The organism is Hyalangium versicolor (assembly GCF_020103695.1).
GTDB classification, from domain to species: Bacteria; Myxococcota; Myxococcia; order Myxococcales; family Myxococcaceae; genus Hyalangium; species Hyalangium versicolor.
Window position 1 is genome coordinate 518,629 of the sequence record NZ_JAHXBF010000003.1, and the last position, 16,961, is coordinate 535,589.

Annotated in this window: 1 protein-coding gene; it reads right to left on the reverse strand. The window is 68.1% G+C overall.

Annotated features, from left to right (window positions below; translation table 11 throughout):
• Positions 1-5: 5 nt before the first annotated feature.
• The gene (locus KY501_RS08475) at positions 6-16,928 is read right to left on the reverse strand and encodes a non-ribosomal peptide synthase/polyketide synthase (protein ID WP_224362165.1); all 16,923 of its coding nucleotides are present in this window, start codon (positions 16,926-16,928) and stop codon (positions 6-8) included.
• Between the last annotated feature and the right edge of the window lie 33 nt (positions 16,929-16,961).

The window sequence follows — 16,961 nt, forward strand, 5'->3', positions numbered from 1 at the left end:
AGAGCCTAGCTGATATGTTCTGAGCGACCGGGCGGTGAAGCGAGTTCGTTCAAGGCGTCGAACACGCCGCTGGCCAGCGCGTGGATGGTCTCCTCTCGGTGGAGCTCCGAGCTGTAGACCCAGCTCATCCGGAAGTCGGAGCCAGCGCCGTCGCACTCGATCATCAGATCGTAGGAGATCACGTTCGCCGTACCATCCGGGCGCTTGAGCGTGAATGACTCGCCAGCGCCCATCGGGGAACCGCCCTGCTGCACGCTCGTGAGGGCCGCTCCGCGGTTGTTGAAGAAGACCTGCGGAGAGCCACACGCAGCCAGTTGCTCGCCGACGGACGGCTCCGAGCAGTAGCGCAGCAGCCCGTAGCCCATGGCGTGGGAGAGGGTCTCTCGCACGATGTTCCGAGTCGCCTCGAAGGCGGTGCTCGGCTGCAGCGTGGCGGGGACGTCGAAGAGGACCGGGAGCTTGATCGTCGTGGGGCCGACGGTGCGTGACAGGTCCACGGCTTCGAGGAGTCCGCCTCGGCCGTTGTTCTCCACGTCCATGCGCAACGCCCGTCCACCCGCCCAACGGGACCAGGACCGCGCCACGCCGTAGAGCAGCAGATCGTTGAAGGACACCCCCGGGACCGAGCGGATGAACTCCGACAGCCGATCCGCCAGCCCAGGCGGGAGTGAGAGTTCGAGGCGCCGAGAGTTGAGGTCCGTGTGGATGCCTCCCTCGAAATCCACGGGCATGGGCTCCTGGCGCCGCAGGCGGGACTCGGACAGCCAGAAGGCTCGGGCTCGTCGCATCGCCTCGGAGCTCCGGTAGTCCGCCATGGCCTGGACGTACTGCTGGTAGGAGGCGCTCACCTCGAGCGATTGGGGCGGCTCGTTCGAGCCGATCCTCGCGTAGGTCTGGTACAGGCCCTCCAACAGCAGCGGCAGGCTGTAGGCGTCATAGACGGAGTGGTGGATGCTGAGGAGCAGCTTGTCGGGCTGCCCATGCCCCCGCCGACACAGCGTCAGCGCCAGCACCGGCCCCTGGACGATGCTCAGGCTCATCAAGAGCCGCCGGGCGGCCTCGATGATCTCCTCGGGCTGGGCCTGAGGCTCCAGGCCGCTGAGATCGATCTCGGTGATGCTGGGCTCACCGGCGGAGGCCAGCATCAGCAGTCGCCACTCGCCCTCGCCCCGGCGAAAGCGCATGCGCAGCACGTCGTACTGCTGATGCAGGAAGGCCAGGCTGGCCCGCAGCACCTCCAGGCTCGTGTTCTCCGGGAGATCCCAGCCCATCGTCGTGGCCCAGGGCTGGGTCTCCACGTCGAAGGTCTGCACGAGCCATTGTTGCTGCGGGAGGATGGGCAGCTCCTTGTCCACCTCCAGGCTGCTCGAGGGCAGGGCCGAGCGCGGAGCCGCGCTCCCCTGATCGAGCGCGGTGGCCAGCTGCTCCAGCGTCGGGTGCTGGAAGATCTGCCGCACCTGGAGCGCAAGGCCCTGTTGGTTGGCCAGGGCTGCGATGCGCACGCTGTTGAGCGAGTCTCCGCCCAACTCGATGAAGGTGTCATGGACGCTGATGCGGGGCTGGCCGAGCACATCCGACCAGAGCTTCGCGAGTCGCCGCTCGGTCTCGGTGCGGGGGGCGACGTACTCTCGGGAGCGCTTCAGTTCGAGATCCGGGGCCGGGAGGGCCTTGCGATCGATCTTGCCGTTGGGAGTGAGGGGCAGCGCGTCGAGGAGCACGAAGGCCGAGGGCACCATGTACTCGGGCAGGGAGCGCGCGAGGAAGGCGCGCAGGGTGGAGGTGTCCAGGGCCTGTGCCGAGCGGGCGGTGACGTAGGCGACGAGCCTCTTGGAGCCGGAGCTGTCATCGCGAGCGACGACGGCGGTTTGGCGCACCTCGGGGTGCGCGGAGAGGACTGCTTCGATCTCTCCCAGCTCGATGCGGAAGCCACGCACCTTCACCTGGTTGTCGAGGCGGCCCAGGAACTCCAGTGAGCCATCCTCGCGCCAACGGGCCTTGTCGCCCGTGCGGTACACGCGTGAGCCGGGGCGCGAGCGGAAGGGATCGGGCAGAAAGCGCTCGGCGGTGAGCTCCGGACGGCCGAGGTAGCCGCGCACCACGCCTTCTCCGCCGATGTAGAGCTCTCCCGGGACGTCCAGGGGCACCGGCTGCATGCGCTCGTCGAGCACGTAGAGCTGGGTGTTGGCCAGGGGAGGGCCCAGGGGAATGGGACCCTCCGAGCGGGTGACGGCGTGGCTGGAGGACCAGACGGTGGTCTCCGTGGGGCCGTACATATTGAGGAGCGAGGGGACGCGCTGCACCAGTTGGCGCGCCAGCTCCGTGGGCAGGGCCTCACCGCCCACGAGCATCTGCTTCAGGTGGCGCAGGGCATCCGCCGCTGCAGGATCGGACATGAGGGCTTGCGCCTGGGACGGCGTGCACTGCAGGTGGGTGATCGCGTGGCGGCGCATGACTTCGGACAGCCAGTCCGCGCCCAGCGTGTCCTTCTGCACCACGACGCCAAAGCCACGCGACAGGGTCCACAGCAGCTCCAGGACGGAGATGTCGAAGGAGATGCTGGTGACGGCCAGCCAGACACCGTTGGGAGGCACCTGGAGCCGGGCGTCCATGGCCGTGAAGAAGTTGGACACCGTGCGGTGCGGCACCTGCACTCCCTTGGGCCGGCCGGTGCTACCCGAGGTGTAGAGGATGTAGGCCAGGTTGTCGGCCGCCGCTCCGCCGGAGAGGTTGTCACCGCTCGCCGAGGCCAGGGTGGGCGAGTCCACCTCCAGGCGCGCCACGGCCGTGTCCGAGGAGGGCAGCCCCCCCTCCAGCCCGGCCTGGGTGACGAGCACGCGCGTGCCGGAGTCCTCCAGCATGTAGCCCAGGCGCTCGCGCGGCCAGGTCGGATCCATGGGCACGTAGGCGCCTCCGGCCTTGAGGATGCCCAACAGGGCCACCACCATTTCCGCCGAGCGGTGGACGTAGACGCCGACGCGGCTCTCCGGACCTACGCCCAGGTCGCGCAGCGCGCGAGCAAGCCGGTTGGCGCGCTGGTTGAGCTCCCGATAGGTGAGCCAGGAGCCCTCGAAGCAGAGGGCGGGCGCGGCAGGCGTGCGCTCCACCTGTTCCTCGAAGAGGTGATGGATGCAGGCGTCGGCCGGGAAGCGGGTGGCGGTGTCGTTCCACTTCACCAGCACCCGGTGGCGTTCCTCGGGCGAGAGCAGGGAGATTCCGTCCAGGTGGGAGGAGGAGCTCAGGGTCTGCAGCGCCGTGCGCCAGTGCTCCAGCAACCGCTGCATGGAGGAGGGCTTGAAGCGGGGGATCTCGTGGACGGCTCGCAGGCGCAGCGAAGCCCCGGGGAGGACGAAGAGGGTGAGGGGATAGTTGGTGCGCTCGAAGCTCTGGAGGTCGCGCACCTGGAGCGAGGGCGAGGCGTCCGCCAGCGACGAATCCACCGGGTAGTTCTCGAAGATGAGCAGCGAGCCGAAGAGTGGAGTGCCTCGCGGCACCTGGCTGAAGGCCTGGACCTGGTTGAGCGGAGAGTGCTCGTACTGGCGCTGCTCGAGCTGCTGGCTTTGCAGTGACTGGAGCCAGGGCAGCAGGGGCGAACTGCCTGTGGGGAGACGGACACGGGTCGGCAGCGAGTTGATGAAGAGGCCCACCAGGGTGTCGACCCCGGGCAGCTCGGGAGGCCTGCCCGCGACGGTGTTGCCGAAGGCCACATCCTGCTCGCCGCTGTAGCGGGAGAGGACGAACGCCCAGGCGGCCAGGGTCAGCGTATGGAGGGTGAGCTGGTGCTGGCGCGCGAAGGCCTGCAGAGAGGTGGTGGCCTCCGGGGAGAGGCCCACCTCGAGTGTGTGGTGCTCGGGCGGGTGGCCCTGGGGTGCCACCGCATGGGTGTCCGTGGGTAGGGGCGTGGGAGAGGAGAACCCCTCCAGGTACGAGCGCCAGTAGGCCTCGTCGGCGGAGGCGTCCCGGCGCGACAGCCAGGCGACATAGTCCCGGAAGGGCGCCTTGGGAGAGAGCTGCGGAGCGCTGCCGGAGCGGAAGGACTCGTAGAGGGAGAAGATCTCACTGATGAGCAGCCCGAGGCTCCAGCCATCCATCAGCAGGTGGTGGTGGTTCCAGAGGAAGCGCAGGCTGCCATCGGCCATGCGCACCGCCGTCAGCCGCATGAGCGGGGCGCGGCGCAGATCGAAGCCACGCTGGCGCTGATCGCTCAGGAGTTGCTCGAAGCGGGAGGGCTGCTCGGAGGCCGGCACGGCGCTCCAGTCGAGCAGCTCGAAGGGCAGCTCGACGTGCGAGTGCACCACCTGGAGGGGCGCGTTGAGCTCCTCCCAATGGAAGGTGGAGCGCAGGATGGTGTGGCGCTGGAGGCAGGCGCTCCAGGCGCGCAGGAAGGCCGGCAGGTCGAGCGCCGAGGTCACCGTCCAGGAGAGCTGCTCGATATAGACGGAGGACTCGGGAGAGAGCAGGGCGTGGAAGAGCATGCCCTGCTGCATCGGGGTGAGCGGGTAGACATCCTCGATGTCGGGACCGGTCTGCCGCAGCAGCAGCTCCAGGGAGCCCTGGGAGAGCGCCGCCAGGGGGAAATCTCCTGGAGAGAAGCGGCGGGCGTCCTCGGAGGTGCGCAGGGCGATGAGCCCGCGCAGGTGGTGGAGGATGCGCTGGGCCAGGGATTCGATGGTGGCGGCGCGGTGGAGCTGCGTGCTGTAGCCGATGGCGAGCTGCAGCCGCCCGTCGAAGACAGAGCCGTTGATCTCCAGCACATGGGGGCGCGGGCTCGACGGGGAGATGCCGGGGCCGGAGGGCTCGGAGGCCAGGGAGAAGAGGCGGCTGGAGGTGGCCGTGGCGTCGAGCTGTCCGAGGTAGTTGAAGGCCACCTGGGGCACTGGCTGGGCCTGGAACCGCTGGGAGATTTCAGGCGGACCCAGCCACTTGAGGAGGCCGAAGCCAATGCCGTTGTGAGGCAGGCGGAGCAGCGAGTCGCGGACAGAGCGCAAGCACTCGCCGACCGAGCCCCCGGAAGGCAGAGGCAGCAGCACGGGGATGAAGGAGGTAAACCAGCCCACGGTGCGGGAGAGGTCCACGCCGCTGAAGAGCTCCTCGCGGCCATGGCCCTCCAGGTGGACCAGGGTCTGGGGCTGGCCGGTCCATTCGGAGAGCGCCTGGGCAAGGGCCGTGAGCAGCACGTCATTGATGTGAGCGCGCCAGGCGGAGGGCACCTCTTGCAGCAACAGTCGCGTCTCCTCGGCACCGAGGGAGACGGTGAGGGAGCGCTCGGAGGCGCGGGTGTTGGACCCGGAGAAGTCGGTGGGCAGTGGGGCCACCTGGGCTCGGGCCTCCTCCAACCAGAGCGGCGCCTCGGCCAGCAAGGGCTTGGAGTGAGCGTGCGTCCGCAGGCGGAGCGCCCAGGACTGGAAGGAGGTGCTCTTGGCCGGCAGCGTCACCGCAAGGCCCTGCTGGAGCTGGAGGTAGGAGGCCTCGAGATCCTCCAGCAGCACGCGCCAGGAGACGCCGTCCACCACCAGGTGGTGGATGATGAGGAGCAGGCGCTGCTGGCCCTCGCCCAGGTGGAAGAGCGCGGCGCGCAGCAGGGGCGGATCGGAGAGGACGAAGCTGGCCTGGAGACGGGCGGCCTCGGCCTCGAGCGCCTCGAGCCGCTCGGCGGCGGATGTGGAGGAGAGGTCCACCTCGATCAGACGGAAGGAGATCTCCTCGGGGCTGGCGTTCTCCTGCGTCCAGCTGCTCTCGTGCTGTCGCAGGCGCATGCGAAGGGCGTCATGGTGGGAGAGCAGATGCTGGAGCGCCTTCTCCAGCCGGGAGGGCTCCAGTGGCTCTCGCGACGCCAGGAGCACTGACTGGTTGAAGTGGTGGGCGTGCGCCGGGTCCTCCGATAGCAGCTGGAGCTGAACGGGGGTGAGCGGCACGGGACCCGTGACAGGCCCCTGCTCGCCCTGCGGCTCGGACGAGGACTTCACCACCAGGGCGAGCTGCGCGATGGTCTGATGCTGGAAGGGGTGGCGGGCGGTGAGCAACAGGCCCGCCCGGCGGGCCCGCGCGACGACCTGGAGGCTGATGATGGAGTCGCCTCCCAGCTCGAAGAAGTTGTCGTGGATGCCCACCCGCTTCAGGCCGAGCACCTGGGCCCAGATGTCACACAGGCGCTGCTCCACCTCGTTGCGAGGAGCGACGTAGGCGGCGCGCGGCTCGGAGCGGGAGAGCTCCGGCGCGGGCAGCGCCTTCCTGTCCACCTTCCCGCTGGAGTTGAGCGGCAGGGCCTTCAGCGTGACGATGGCCGAAGGCACCATGTGCTCGGGCAGCTTCTCCCGGAGGAAGTCGCGCAGCGTGGCGAAGTCGGGCGGCTGTTCGCCGGCAGGAGGCACCACGTAGGCCACCAGGCGTTTGACGCCCGGGGCATCCTCGCGCACGGTCACCACGGCCTGTCGCGCCCCGGCATGCGTGGTGAGGGCGGATTCGATCTCGCCCAGCTCGATGCGGAAGCCGCGCAGCTTCACTTGGTGGTCGAGGCGGCCCAGGAACTCGATCGAGCCGTCCTCGCGCCAGCGGGCCTTGTCGCCCGTGCGGTACATGCGAGCCCCGGCGAGCGAGGAGAAGGGATCCGGGATGAAGCGCTCGGCGGTGAGCTCGGGCCGAGCGTGGTAGCCGCGGGCCAGGGCCACGCCGCTGATGAACAGCTCGCCTGGCACTCCCACAGGCACCGGGCGGAGGCTCGCGTCCAGGACGTGCATCCGCGTGTTGGAGATGGGACGGCCAATGGGGACGAAGTGCCGCGTGTCACCCCGCTGGCACGCCCATGCGGTGACGTCGACGGCGGCCTCCGTCGGGCCGTAGAGGTTGTGCAGCTCCGCGGGCAGCAGCTCCAGGCAGCGTTGCTGGAGGTCCGCCGGCAGCGCTTCACCGCTGCAGATGATCCGCCGGATGACCGCACAGGACTCCAGCCCGGGCTCCTCCAGGAAGGCCTGGAGCATGGATGGGACGAAGTGCAGCGTGGTGATGCGCTGCTCGGAGATCGTCCGGACCAGATAGGTGGGATCCTGGTGTCCACCCGGGATGGCGACCACGAGGCGCGCCCCCGTCATCAGTGGCCAGAAGAACTCCCAGACGGAGACGTCGAAGCTGAACGGCGTCTTTTGCAGGACGCGATCCTCGCCGGTGAGCCCATACGCCTCCTGCATCCACAGCAGGCGGTTGCAGATGGCGCCGTGGGTGTTCATGGCGCCCTTGGGCCGGCCCGTGGAGCCTGACGTGTAGATGAGGTAGGCCAGGTTGCTGGCTGTCACGCCGGAGTCGAAGCGCTCCGCGGACTGCTGGGCTATCTCCTCCCAGCCGGAGTCGAGGCACACCACCCGCGCGCGGCTCGGCGGAAGGGCGCTCACCAGCCGCTGCTGTGTGAGGAGCACGGCGGGGGCGGAGTCCTCGAACATGTACGCGAGGCGCTCCCGCGGGTACGACGGGTCCATGGGCACGTAGGCGCCGCCGGCCTTCAGGATGCCCAGCAGGCCCACCACCATCTCCAGGGATCGCTCCACGCAGAGCCCGACGAAGACCTCCGGCCCCACGCCCTGGGCGCGCAGGTAACGGGCGAGCTGATTGGCGCGATCGTCGAGCTGCCGATAGGTGAGGCTCTGCCCCTCGTAGGAGAGTGCGGTGGCCTCGGGCGAGCGCTCCACCTGCGCCTCGATGAGCTCGTGCAGGCGCAGCCCCTCCGGGCGCTCCACCTTCGTGGCGTTCCAGTCGATCAGCAGTTGCTGCTTCTCCGCCTCGGTGAGCAGCGGCAGCTCCGAGAGGCGCACGTCGGGGTTGGCGCAGATCGCGTCCAGGAGCACGCCCAGGTGGGACGCCATGCGGCGGGCGGTAGAGGGAGCGAAGAGATCGACGCAGTAGTCCAGCGTGGCGGCGAGCCCCTCCTGGGTCTCGAAGAAGGTGAAGGAGAGATCGAACCGGGAGACGGTGGTGGGGGTGGACACGGGGCGCAGGGAGAGGCCCGGGAGCCGAAGGGCCTCGTCCGGCAGGTTCTGCAGGGTGAGCATCACCTGGAAGAGCGGCGAGTGGCTCAGGCTGCGCGGAACCTGGAGCGCATCCACCAGGCGCTCGAAGGGAACGTCCTGGTGGGCGAAGGAGGACAGGGTGGTGTCTCGGACGTGAGAGAGGAGCTCACGGAAGGTGAGCTCGCCCGAGAGGCGGTTGCGGAGGACGAGCGTGTTGACGAAGAAGCCGATGAGGCTCTCGAGATCGGCATGCCTGCGCCCGACGATGGGCGAGCCCACGGAGATGTCCTCCTGCCCGGAGTACCGGAAGAGCAGGACGTCGAGCCCGGCGAGCAGGGTCATGAAGAGCGTCGCGCGCTCCTGGAGCGCGAGGGACTTCAGGGCCCGGGAGGTCCGCGGCGAGAGGGTGAAGGAGAGCGTGTCTCCGCGGTGCGACTGGATGGCTGGACGGGGTGTATCGGTGGGCAGCTCGAGCAGGGCGGGGGCACCGGCCAGATGCTCGCGCCACCAGGCGAGCTGGGTCTCGAGCACCTGGCCTTGCAACCACTGGCGCTGCCAGGTGGCGTAGTCCGCGTACTGGAGCGGCAGCTCGGGCAATGGAGAGGGCTCTCCCGAGGAGAAGGCGGCGTAGAGCGTGGCCACTTCACGGATGAGGACGGTCAAGGACCAGCCATCCGAGATGATGTGGTGCATCACGAACACGAGGACGTGCGCATCCGGACGGAGTCGCAGCAGCGAGGCGCGCAGCAGGGGGCCGGTGGACAGATCGAAAGGTCTGGCGGCGGCCTCGGTCGCCAGGCGGAGGGCCTCGGCCTCCGGATCCGGATGTGAGGAGACATCCGTCAGCGGGAGCGGGAAGGGCGCGGGAGGAGCGATGTGCTGGAAGGGAGCGCCGTCGTCCGACAGGAAGCGGGTGCGGAGGGACTCGTGACGGCGGACGAGCTCGGAGAAGGCGCGCTCCAGACAGTGGGGTTGGAGCACTCCCTCCAGACGCAGCACTGCGGGGAGGTTGTAGGCGGGGCTGTTGGGATCGAGCTGGTGGAGGAACCAGAGGCGCTGCTGGGCGAAGGAGAGCGGCAGGGCTCCGGTACGAGGCTGCGGGACGGGCCTGGGCAGCGTGGGGGCCTGCTCGCCCGAGGACGCGGCGTCAATGCGCGCCGCGAGTTCGGCGACGGTGGGGAGCTCGAACAGGGTGCGCAGCGGCAGCTCGAGTCCAAAGGTGGCGCGGACGCGCGAGACGAGCTGGGTCGCGAGGAGGGAGTGGCCGCCGAGGCTGAAGAAGCTGTCATGCGCGCCGGCCCGCGGGGTGTTCAGCACCTGGGCGAAGAGGGTGGCGACGAGTTCCTCGGTTGGAGTGCGGGGCGCGACGTACTCGGTGGACGCGGTCCAGCCTGTCTGTGGAGCCGGGAGCGCCTTGCGGTCGAGCTTGCCGTTGGCGTTGAGCGGCAGTGCCTTCAGGGAGATGAAGGCGGAAGGCACCATGTACTCGGGGAGAGACCGCGCGAGGAAGGTGCGCAGGGCCACGGAGTCGACAGCGTCGCCCTGCTGAGGGACGACGTAGGCGATCAGCCGCTGATCGCCGGGGACGTCCTCGCGGACGGAGACGACGGCTTCTCGCACGTCGGGATGGCTGATGAGCGTGGACTCGATCTCACCGAGCTCGATGCGGAAGCCGCGCAGCTTGATCTGGAAGTCGATGCGTCCGAGGTACTCGATGGCGCCATCAGGACGGAAGCGAGCGAGGTCGCCGGTGCGGTAGAGCCGGGCGCCGGGCACATCGGAGAAGGGATCCGGGATGAAGCGCTCGGCGGTGAGCTCAGGGCGTCGCAGGTAGCCACGGCCCACTTGGATGCCGCCGATGTGGAGCTCGCCCGGAATGCCCACGGGGAGCGGGCGGAGCTGGGCATCGAGGACGTACAAGAGGGTGTTGTCGACGGGAGTGCCGATGGGAACGGAGCGCTCACCGGGCTTGCACTCCCAGGCCGAGACTTCGACGGCGGCTTCGGTGGGTCCGTAGAGGTTGTGGAGGGAGGCGAAGGGAAGGCGCTCGAAGCAGCGAGCGGCCAGTTCGGGTGAGAGGGCCTCACCACTGCAGACGATGCGCGTGAGGCTTCGGCATGACTGCTCGAGCCCCGGCTCTGCGAGGAAGGCCTGAAGCATCGAGGGGACGAAGTGGACGATGGAGACGGCCTGCTCGGAGATGAGGCGGGAGAGGTAGGCAGGCTCCTGGTGTCCGCCGGGCCGCGAGATGACGAGGCGCGAGCCGGAGAGCAGAGGAAGGAGGAACTCCCAGACGGAGACGTCGAAGCTGTAGGGAGTCTTCTGGAGGAAGCGGTCGGAGGAGCCGAAGGAGCAAGCGCGCTTCATCCACAGCAGGCGGTTGACGATGCCGCGGTGGGAGTTCATCGCGCCCTTGGGACGGCCCGTGGAGCCCGAGGTGAAGATGACGTAGGCGAGGAGGTCGGTCGAGGCGAGCGGAGCGGGGTTCGAGTCCGAGGAGAGGGCCAACTCGGGAGGTGGCGCGTCGAGACAGAGGACGGCGGCGGAGTGGGGAGGAAGGCGGGCTTGCAGCGCTTGCTGGGTGAGGAGTACCGGTGCCGCGGCTTCCTCGAGCATGAAGGCGAGCCGCTCGGAGGGATAGGAGGGATCGAGGGGAACGTAGGCGCCGCCCGCCTTGAGCACGGCGAGAATGGCTATCACCATCTCGAGCGAGCGCTCCAGGTAGAGGCCGACGCGCACCTCGGGGCCGACGCCCAGGGTGCGGAGGTGGTTCGCGAGGCGATTGGCCTGGGCGTTGAGCTGGCGGTAGGTGAGGGAGCTGCCCTCGAAGACGAGCGCCACCGCATCGGGTGTGAGCGCTACCTGCTCCTCGATCAACTGCGGAAGGCCGAGCTCGCTGGGCAGGTCCGACCGGGTGTTGTTCCACTCCACCAGCACCCGCCGGCGTTCCGCTTCCGTCAGCAGGGAGATGTCGGCCAGCCGCTGATCCGGCCGGGCGATGAGCCCGTCGAGCGCCGCGGACCACTGCTGGAGCAACCGCTCGATGGTGGAGGCGTCGAAGCGAGAGGGATCGTAGGTCAGGTGGAGCCCGAGCTGAGGACCCGGAGTGATGAGCGCATCGAGCGGGTTGTTGGTGCGGTCGAGGCTGTCGACGTCGCGCACATCGAGGCTTGCTCCTCGCTCGCGGACGGTGGCATCGACGGGGAAGTTCTCGAAGACGAGCAGGCTCTCGAAGAGGGGAGTGCCGCGAGGAACCTGGGTCCATCCTTGGAGCGTGACGAGAGGAGTCTGCTCGTACTGGGTGAGCTCCTGCTGTTGCTGCTGGAGCTGTTTGAGCCAGGGGAGCACAGCCTGGGAGTCCGCGAGCCGGACGCGAAACGGGAGCGAGTTGATGAAGAGGCCGACCATGAACTCGACACCGGCAAGCTCCGGCGGACGACCCGAGATGGTGATGCCAAAGACGACGTCGGACTCACCGCTGTAGCGAGACAGGAGCAGGCCCCAGCTGGCCTGCATCAGGGTGTTGAGGGTGAGCTGGTGCTGGCGCGCGAAGGACTGCAGGGCCTGGGTCGCGGAGGCGGAGAGGACGAGGCTCTGGCGGCTCTTGTCTCCGGCGGATCCCGTGCGTGAAGCGGTAGCGCCCGGCAGCGGGGTAGGGGCCGTGAAGCCGCGGAGTGCCTCGCGCCAGTACGTCTCCGCGCGATCGAGCGGCTGTTGCTTCAGCCAGGCGATGTACTCGCGATAGGCCGGGGCCGCCGCGAGCACGGGAGCCTGGCTCGAGAGGAGGCTCTCATAGAGGACGAAGAGCTCGCGGATGAGGATGCCGATGCTCCAACCGTCGAGGAGCAGATGGTGCTGGCTCCAGACCAGGCGAACGACTCCGTCCGCGAGGCGCAAGACAGACAGGCGCATCAGCGGAGGGCGCCGGAGATCGAAGCCCTGCGCCCGGTCCGCGGCGAGGAAGGACTCGATGCGGGCTTGTTGCTCCTGAGGGGATAGGCCGCGCCAGTCGAGTTCCTGCCAGGGGAGTTGCGCGCGAGGGTGAACGAGTTGGACGGGCTCTGAGAGGCCCTCCCAGTGGAAGGAGGTGCGGAGGATGGCGTGGCGCTCGACCAGCATCTCCCAAGCGCGACGGAAGAGAGGCAGATGCAGAGGCGAGTGGATGCTCCAGCAGAACTGCTCGAAGTAGACGCTGGAGGAGGGGGCGAGCAGGGAGTGGAAGAGCATGCCCTGCTGCATGGGAGAGAGGGGATAGAGGTCCTCGGCGAGAGAGCCCGGAGGAAGGAGGGAGGCGAGAGCGGGCTGAGAGAGGGAGGCGAGAGGGAAATCGGCAGGGGTGTAGCGGAGAGCGTCCGGAGAAGAGCGAGAGGAGATGAGGGAAGAGAGAGAGGAGAGGAAGGCCTGAGCGAGGGCCTGGATGGAGGAGGAGGAGTGGAGGTTGTGGCTGAAGGTGAAGGAGAGGTGGAGCTGGCCAGAGAGGAAGACGGCGGAGATGTCTAGGAGGTGGGAGCGCAGCGAGTCGGGAGAGACAGAGGGCCCGGAGTGCTCGGAGGAGAGAGAGAAGAGGGAAGAGTCAGAGGAGGAGGAAGCGAGCTGGCCGAGGAAGTTGAAGGAGATTTCAGGAGAGGGGAGAGAGGCGAGGCGAGAGGAGAGTTCGTCGTCGCGAAGGAAGCGAAGCAGGCCGAAGGACAGGCCGCGAGAGGGGACGGAGCGCAGGCTGTCGCGGACGGAGCGCAGGGCGTCAGGGAGAGAGGAGGAGGGAGAGGAGTGGAGGAGGAAGGGGAAGAGGGAGGAGAACCAGCCGACGGTGCGCGAGAGGTCGATATCTGGGAAGAGGTCCTCGCGACCGTGAGACTCGAGAGTGATGAGGTGAGAGGAGCTGCCCGTCCAGGAGTGGAGAGCCAGTGCGAGAGCGGTGAGCAGGACGTCCTGGAGGGAGGAGCGGAAGGACTGAGGCACCTCGAGCCGGAGGAGACGGGAGGAGTCAGGGTCGAGGGAGAAGGAGAGGGAGCGAGAAGAGGAGAAGGAGTTGGGCCCCGAGGCGTCGCGAGGAAGAGGGGCGAGTGAGGAGAGGGGGAGAGAGAGCCAGTAGTGGGCGTCGGAGGAGAGGGAGGAGGAGGAAGAGAAGGAGAGGAGGCGGTGAGCCCAGGAGAGGAAGGAGGAGGACTTGGGAGGAAGAGAGGGAGGCTTGGCGTGGAGGAACTGGAGGTAGAGGGCTTCGAGGTCCTCGACGAGAAGACGCCAGGAGAAGGAGTCGACGAGGAGGTGGTGAGCGATGAGAAGGAGGCGAGAGGGAGAGGAAGGGCCGAAGGAGAAGAGAGCGGCGCGGAAGAGCAGGCCGGAGTCCAAAGAGAAGGAGGACTGAAGGCGAGAGGCCTCGGAGAGGAAGGCGGAGGAGTGCTCGGAGGAAGGGAGGGAAGAGAAGTCGAAGAGGGAGAGAGAAAAGGGAGCGTCGAGGCCGGAGTTGAACTGGCTCCAGGAGGAGCCTGAGCGAGAGAAGCGCAGGCGCAGGGCGTCGTGGTGGCGCAGAAGGAAGAGCAGGGCCTGTTCGAGCAGGTGAGGCTGAAGAGGCTGCTTGAGCTCGAGAAGGAGGGACTGATTGAAGTGGTGGAAGGAGGGCTGGGAGGAGAGGAGGAAGGAGCGCTGGACGGGGGTGAGAGGCAGCTCTCCGGTGACGAGGCCCTGTTCCTGGAGTGAGGAGGAGGAGGAGACGTGAGGGGCCAGCAGGGCAATGGTCTGGTGCTGGAACAGGAGCTTGGCGGTGAAGTGGAGGCCAGCGGAGCGAGCGCGTGAGATGAGCTGGAGGCTGAGGATGGAGTCGCCGCCGAGCTCGAAGAAGTTGTCGTGGATGCCGACGCGCTGGAGGCGAAGGACGTGAGCCCAGAGGGAGGCCAGCTGTTCCTGGAGGGGGGTGGAGGGAGGAGCGTAGGGAAGGGCCAGCTGGGGGCGGGAAGAGTCGGGAGCCAGAAGGGCCTTGCGGTCGAGCTTCCCGTTGGAGGTGAGTGGGAAGGCGTCGAGGCGCAGGAAGGAAGCGGGAAGCATGTACTCCGGCAAGCGCTGCTGGAGGAAAGCGCGCAGGACGGAGGGTTGAGCGTCGTCGGAGACGACATAAGCAACGAGACGCTTGGAGTGAGAGGCATCCCCCAGGGCGAGCACGAGGGCATCGCGGACGGAGGGGTGAGAGCGCAGAGCGGCCTCCACCTCGGCCAGTTCCACGCGGAAGCCGCGCACCTTCACCTGGTTGTCGCCGCGGCCGAGGAACTCAAGCACGCCATCTGAGCGGAAGCGAGCCCAGTCGCCGGTGCGGTACATGCGAGCGCCGGAAGAGGAGAAGGGGTTGGGAAGGAACTTCTCGGCGGTGAGCTCGGGAGATTCGAGGTAGCCACGAGCCAGGCCCTCGCCCGAGACGAAGAGCTCCCCGGCCACGCCCACGGGTACGGGCTGGAGGAAGCGATCGAGGACGTAGGCCTGGGAGTTGGGAAGGGGAGTGCCGATGGGGACGGCGGAGCCGAGCTGAGAGGAGTCGGTGAGGCGGTGGCAGGTGGAGAACAGGGTGTTCTCAGTGGGGCCGTAGCAGGCAGTGACGGGAATGTGCAGCGAGTCCAGGACGCGACGGACGTGAGGAGCGGAGACGACGTCGCCGCCAGTGAGCAGTTGGTGCAGGCCGCGCAAGCCTTGGAGGTGGGAGTCCACCATCTGAGTGAAAAGGCCCGAGGTGAGGTGGAGGGTGGTGACGCGGTGGCGGAGGAGAATGTCCTCCAACTCGTGGACATCGCCGGGAGGGTGAGGAGGGAAGAGGACGAGGCGAGCACCGTTGAGAAGGCTGCCCCAGACTTCGAGGGTGGAAGCGTCGAAGGAGATGGGGGCAATGAGAAGCAAGCAGTGCTCGGGCCCCAGGTGTGCATAGGAGACGCCGAGAACGGTGCGAAGAACGGAGGCGTGTTGGATGCAGACGCCCTTGGGCCTGCCGGTGGAGCCGGAGGTGAAGTCGATGTAGACGAGGTTGTCCGCAGAGGCACCGCTGAGGGGAGCAGAGGTGGGCAGCTCCTCGAGCACGGCCTGGTCCAGCAGCAGGGTATGGAGCCCCTCCGCCGGCAGGGAAGTCAGCAGAGCGCGCGTGGTGAGGAGCACCTGGGGCTTGGCGTCCGAGAGCATGGAGGCCAGGCGCTCGCGAGGGTAGTCCGGGTCCAGGGGGACGTAGGCGCCGCCGGCCTTGAGGATGGCCAGAAGGGAGACGATGAGCTCGACGGAGCGCTCCAGGCACAGGGCGACGCGGGACTCGGGGCCGACGCCGGAGCGACGCAGCAGGTGAGCCAGCTGATTGGAGCGGGCCTCCAGCTGAGCGAAGGTGAGGCGGGAGTGGGAGGACTCGACGGCGATGGCGTCGGGCCGCAGAGCCACCTGGGCCTGGAAGGCCTCGTGGACGGTGGTGCGAGGGTAATCGCGCTCAGTCTGATTCCAGTCGTACAGCAGCACCTGGCGCTCGCGCTGGGACAGAAGGGAGAGGTGGCCCAGCTTCTGGGAGGGAGCGGCCAGCGCTGCCTCCAGCAGCACCCGGTAGTGCTCGCACAGCCGCTCCACCGTCCCCGCTTCGAACAGCTCCGTGCTGTACTCCACGGCTCCAGCGAAGCTGTCTGCCTCCTCCGCCAGGGAGATGCTCAGGTCGAACCGCGACGTCTGCCCATCCACCAGGTACGGACTCAACTTCAGGTGAGGCAACTCCACAGCCGCTGCTGGCGTGTTCTGCAACGCCAGCATCACCTGCGCCAGCGGCGTCCGGCTCAGGTTGCGCTCGATCTGGAGCGCATTCACCAGCTTCTCGAAGGGCAGCTCCTGGTGAGCAAAAGCTCCCAGCGTCGCCTCGCGGATCTGTTGGACGAACTCACGGAAGGACAGCTCGCCCACGGGCCGGGCCCGCAGCACCAACGTATTGATGAAGAAGCCGATCATCCCCTCCAGCTCGGCCCGCGTGCGGCCGGCAACCGGGGTGGCCACGCACAGATCCTCCTGGCCCGAGTAGCGCGAGAGCAGCACCTGGAACGCCGCCAGCAGCGTCATGAAGGGCGTCACTCCCTCCTGCTGGCTGAAGGCCTTGAGGGACTGCGAGAGCGCCTTGGGCAACCGCAAGATCTGGTTGGCGCCCTTGAAGCTCTGCACCGCCGGGCGCGGGCGATCCGTGGGCAGCTCCAGCGCTTGCGGCGCGCCCTCCAACTGCTTCCGCCAGTATGCCAACTGCGTCTCCAGCGCCTCCCCCTGGAGCCGCCCTCGCTGCCAGACGGCATAGTCGGCGTACTGCAACTGCGGCTCGGGCATGGGCGAGGGCTGGCCCGCCACGAAGGCCTCGTAGAGCAGCGCCATCTCGCGGATGAGCACGCCCATGGACCAGCCATCCGAGACGATGTGATGCATCGTCAGCAGCACCACGGAGTCCCGCGTGTCCAGGCGCAGCAGCAACGCCCGCAGCAGTGGCCCCTGCTCCAGTGAGAAGGGGCGCAGCGCCTCCTCCGAGGCGAGCCGCAGCGCCTCCGGCTCGCGCTCCGGGGGTGGCATCCCGCTCAGATCCACCACCCGCATGGGCACTCGCTGGGGCGCGGAGACGCGCTGCACGGGCCCCTCGTCTCCGGAGTGGAACGTCGTCCGCAGCGACTCGTGCCGCCGAACCAGCTCGTCCAGGCTGGCCTCCAGCACCCCTACCTCCAGCGCTCCTTCGATGCGGACCGCCGCCGGCAGGTTGTAGAAGGCGCTGCCGGGCTCCAGCTGATCCAGGAACCAGAGCCGCTCCTGGGAGAAGGACAGCGGGAAGTCCGACGGGTCTCTTGGCTGGGCCTGGATGGAGGACTGCGGGAGCTGGTTCCGCTTCTCACGCAGCTGGCGCATCAGCAACTGTCGCTTCTCGGGAGAGAGATTCGACAGGCGCTTGCGGGTGTCATCCATGGGCTGGGGTCCTCCAGGAGTAGAGGCAGGGTT

Bases quoted from the DNA above. Each gene is read 5' to 3' on its own strand.
- KY501_RS08475 (WP_224362165.1), bottom strand. From the start codon at position 16,928: ATGGATGACACCCGCAAGCGCCTGTCGAATCTCTCTCCCGAGAAGCGA.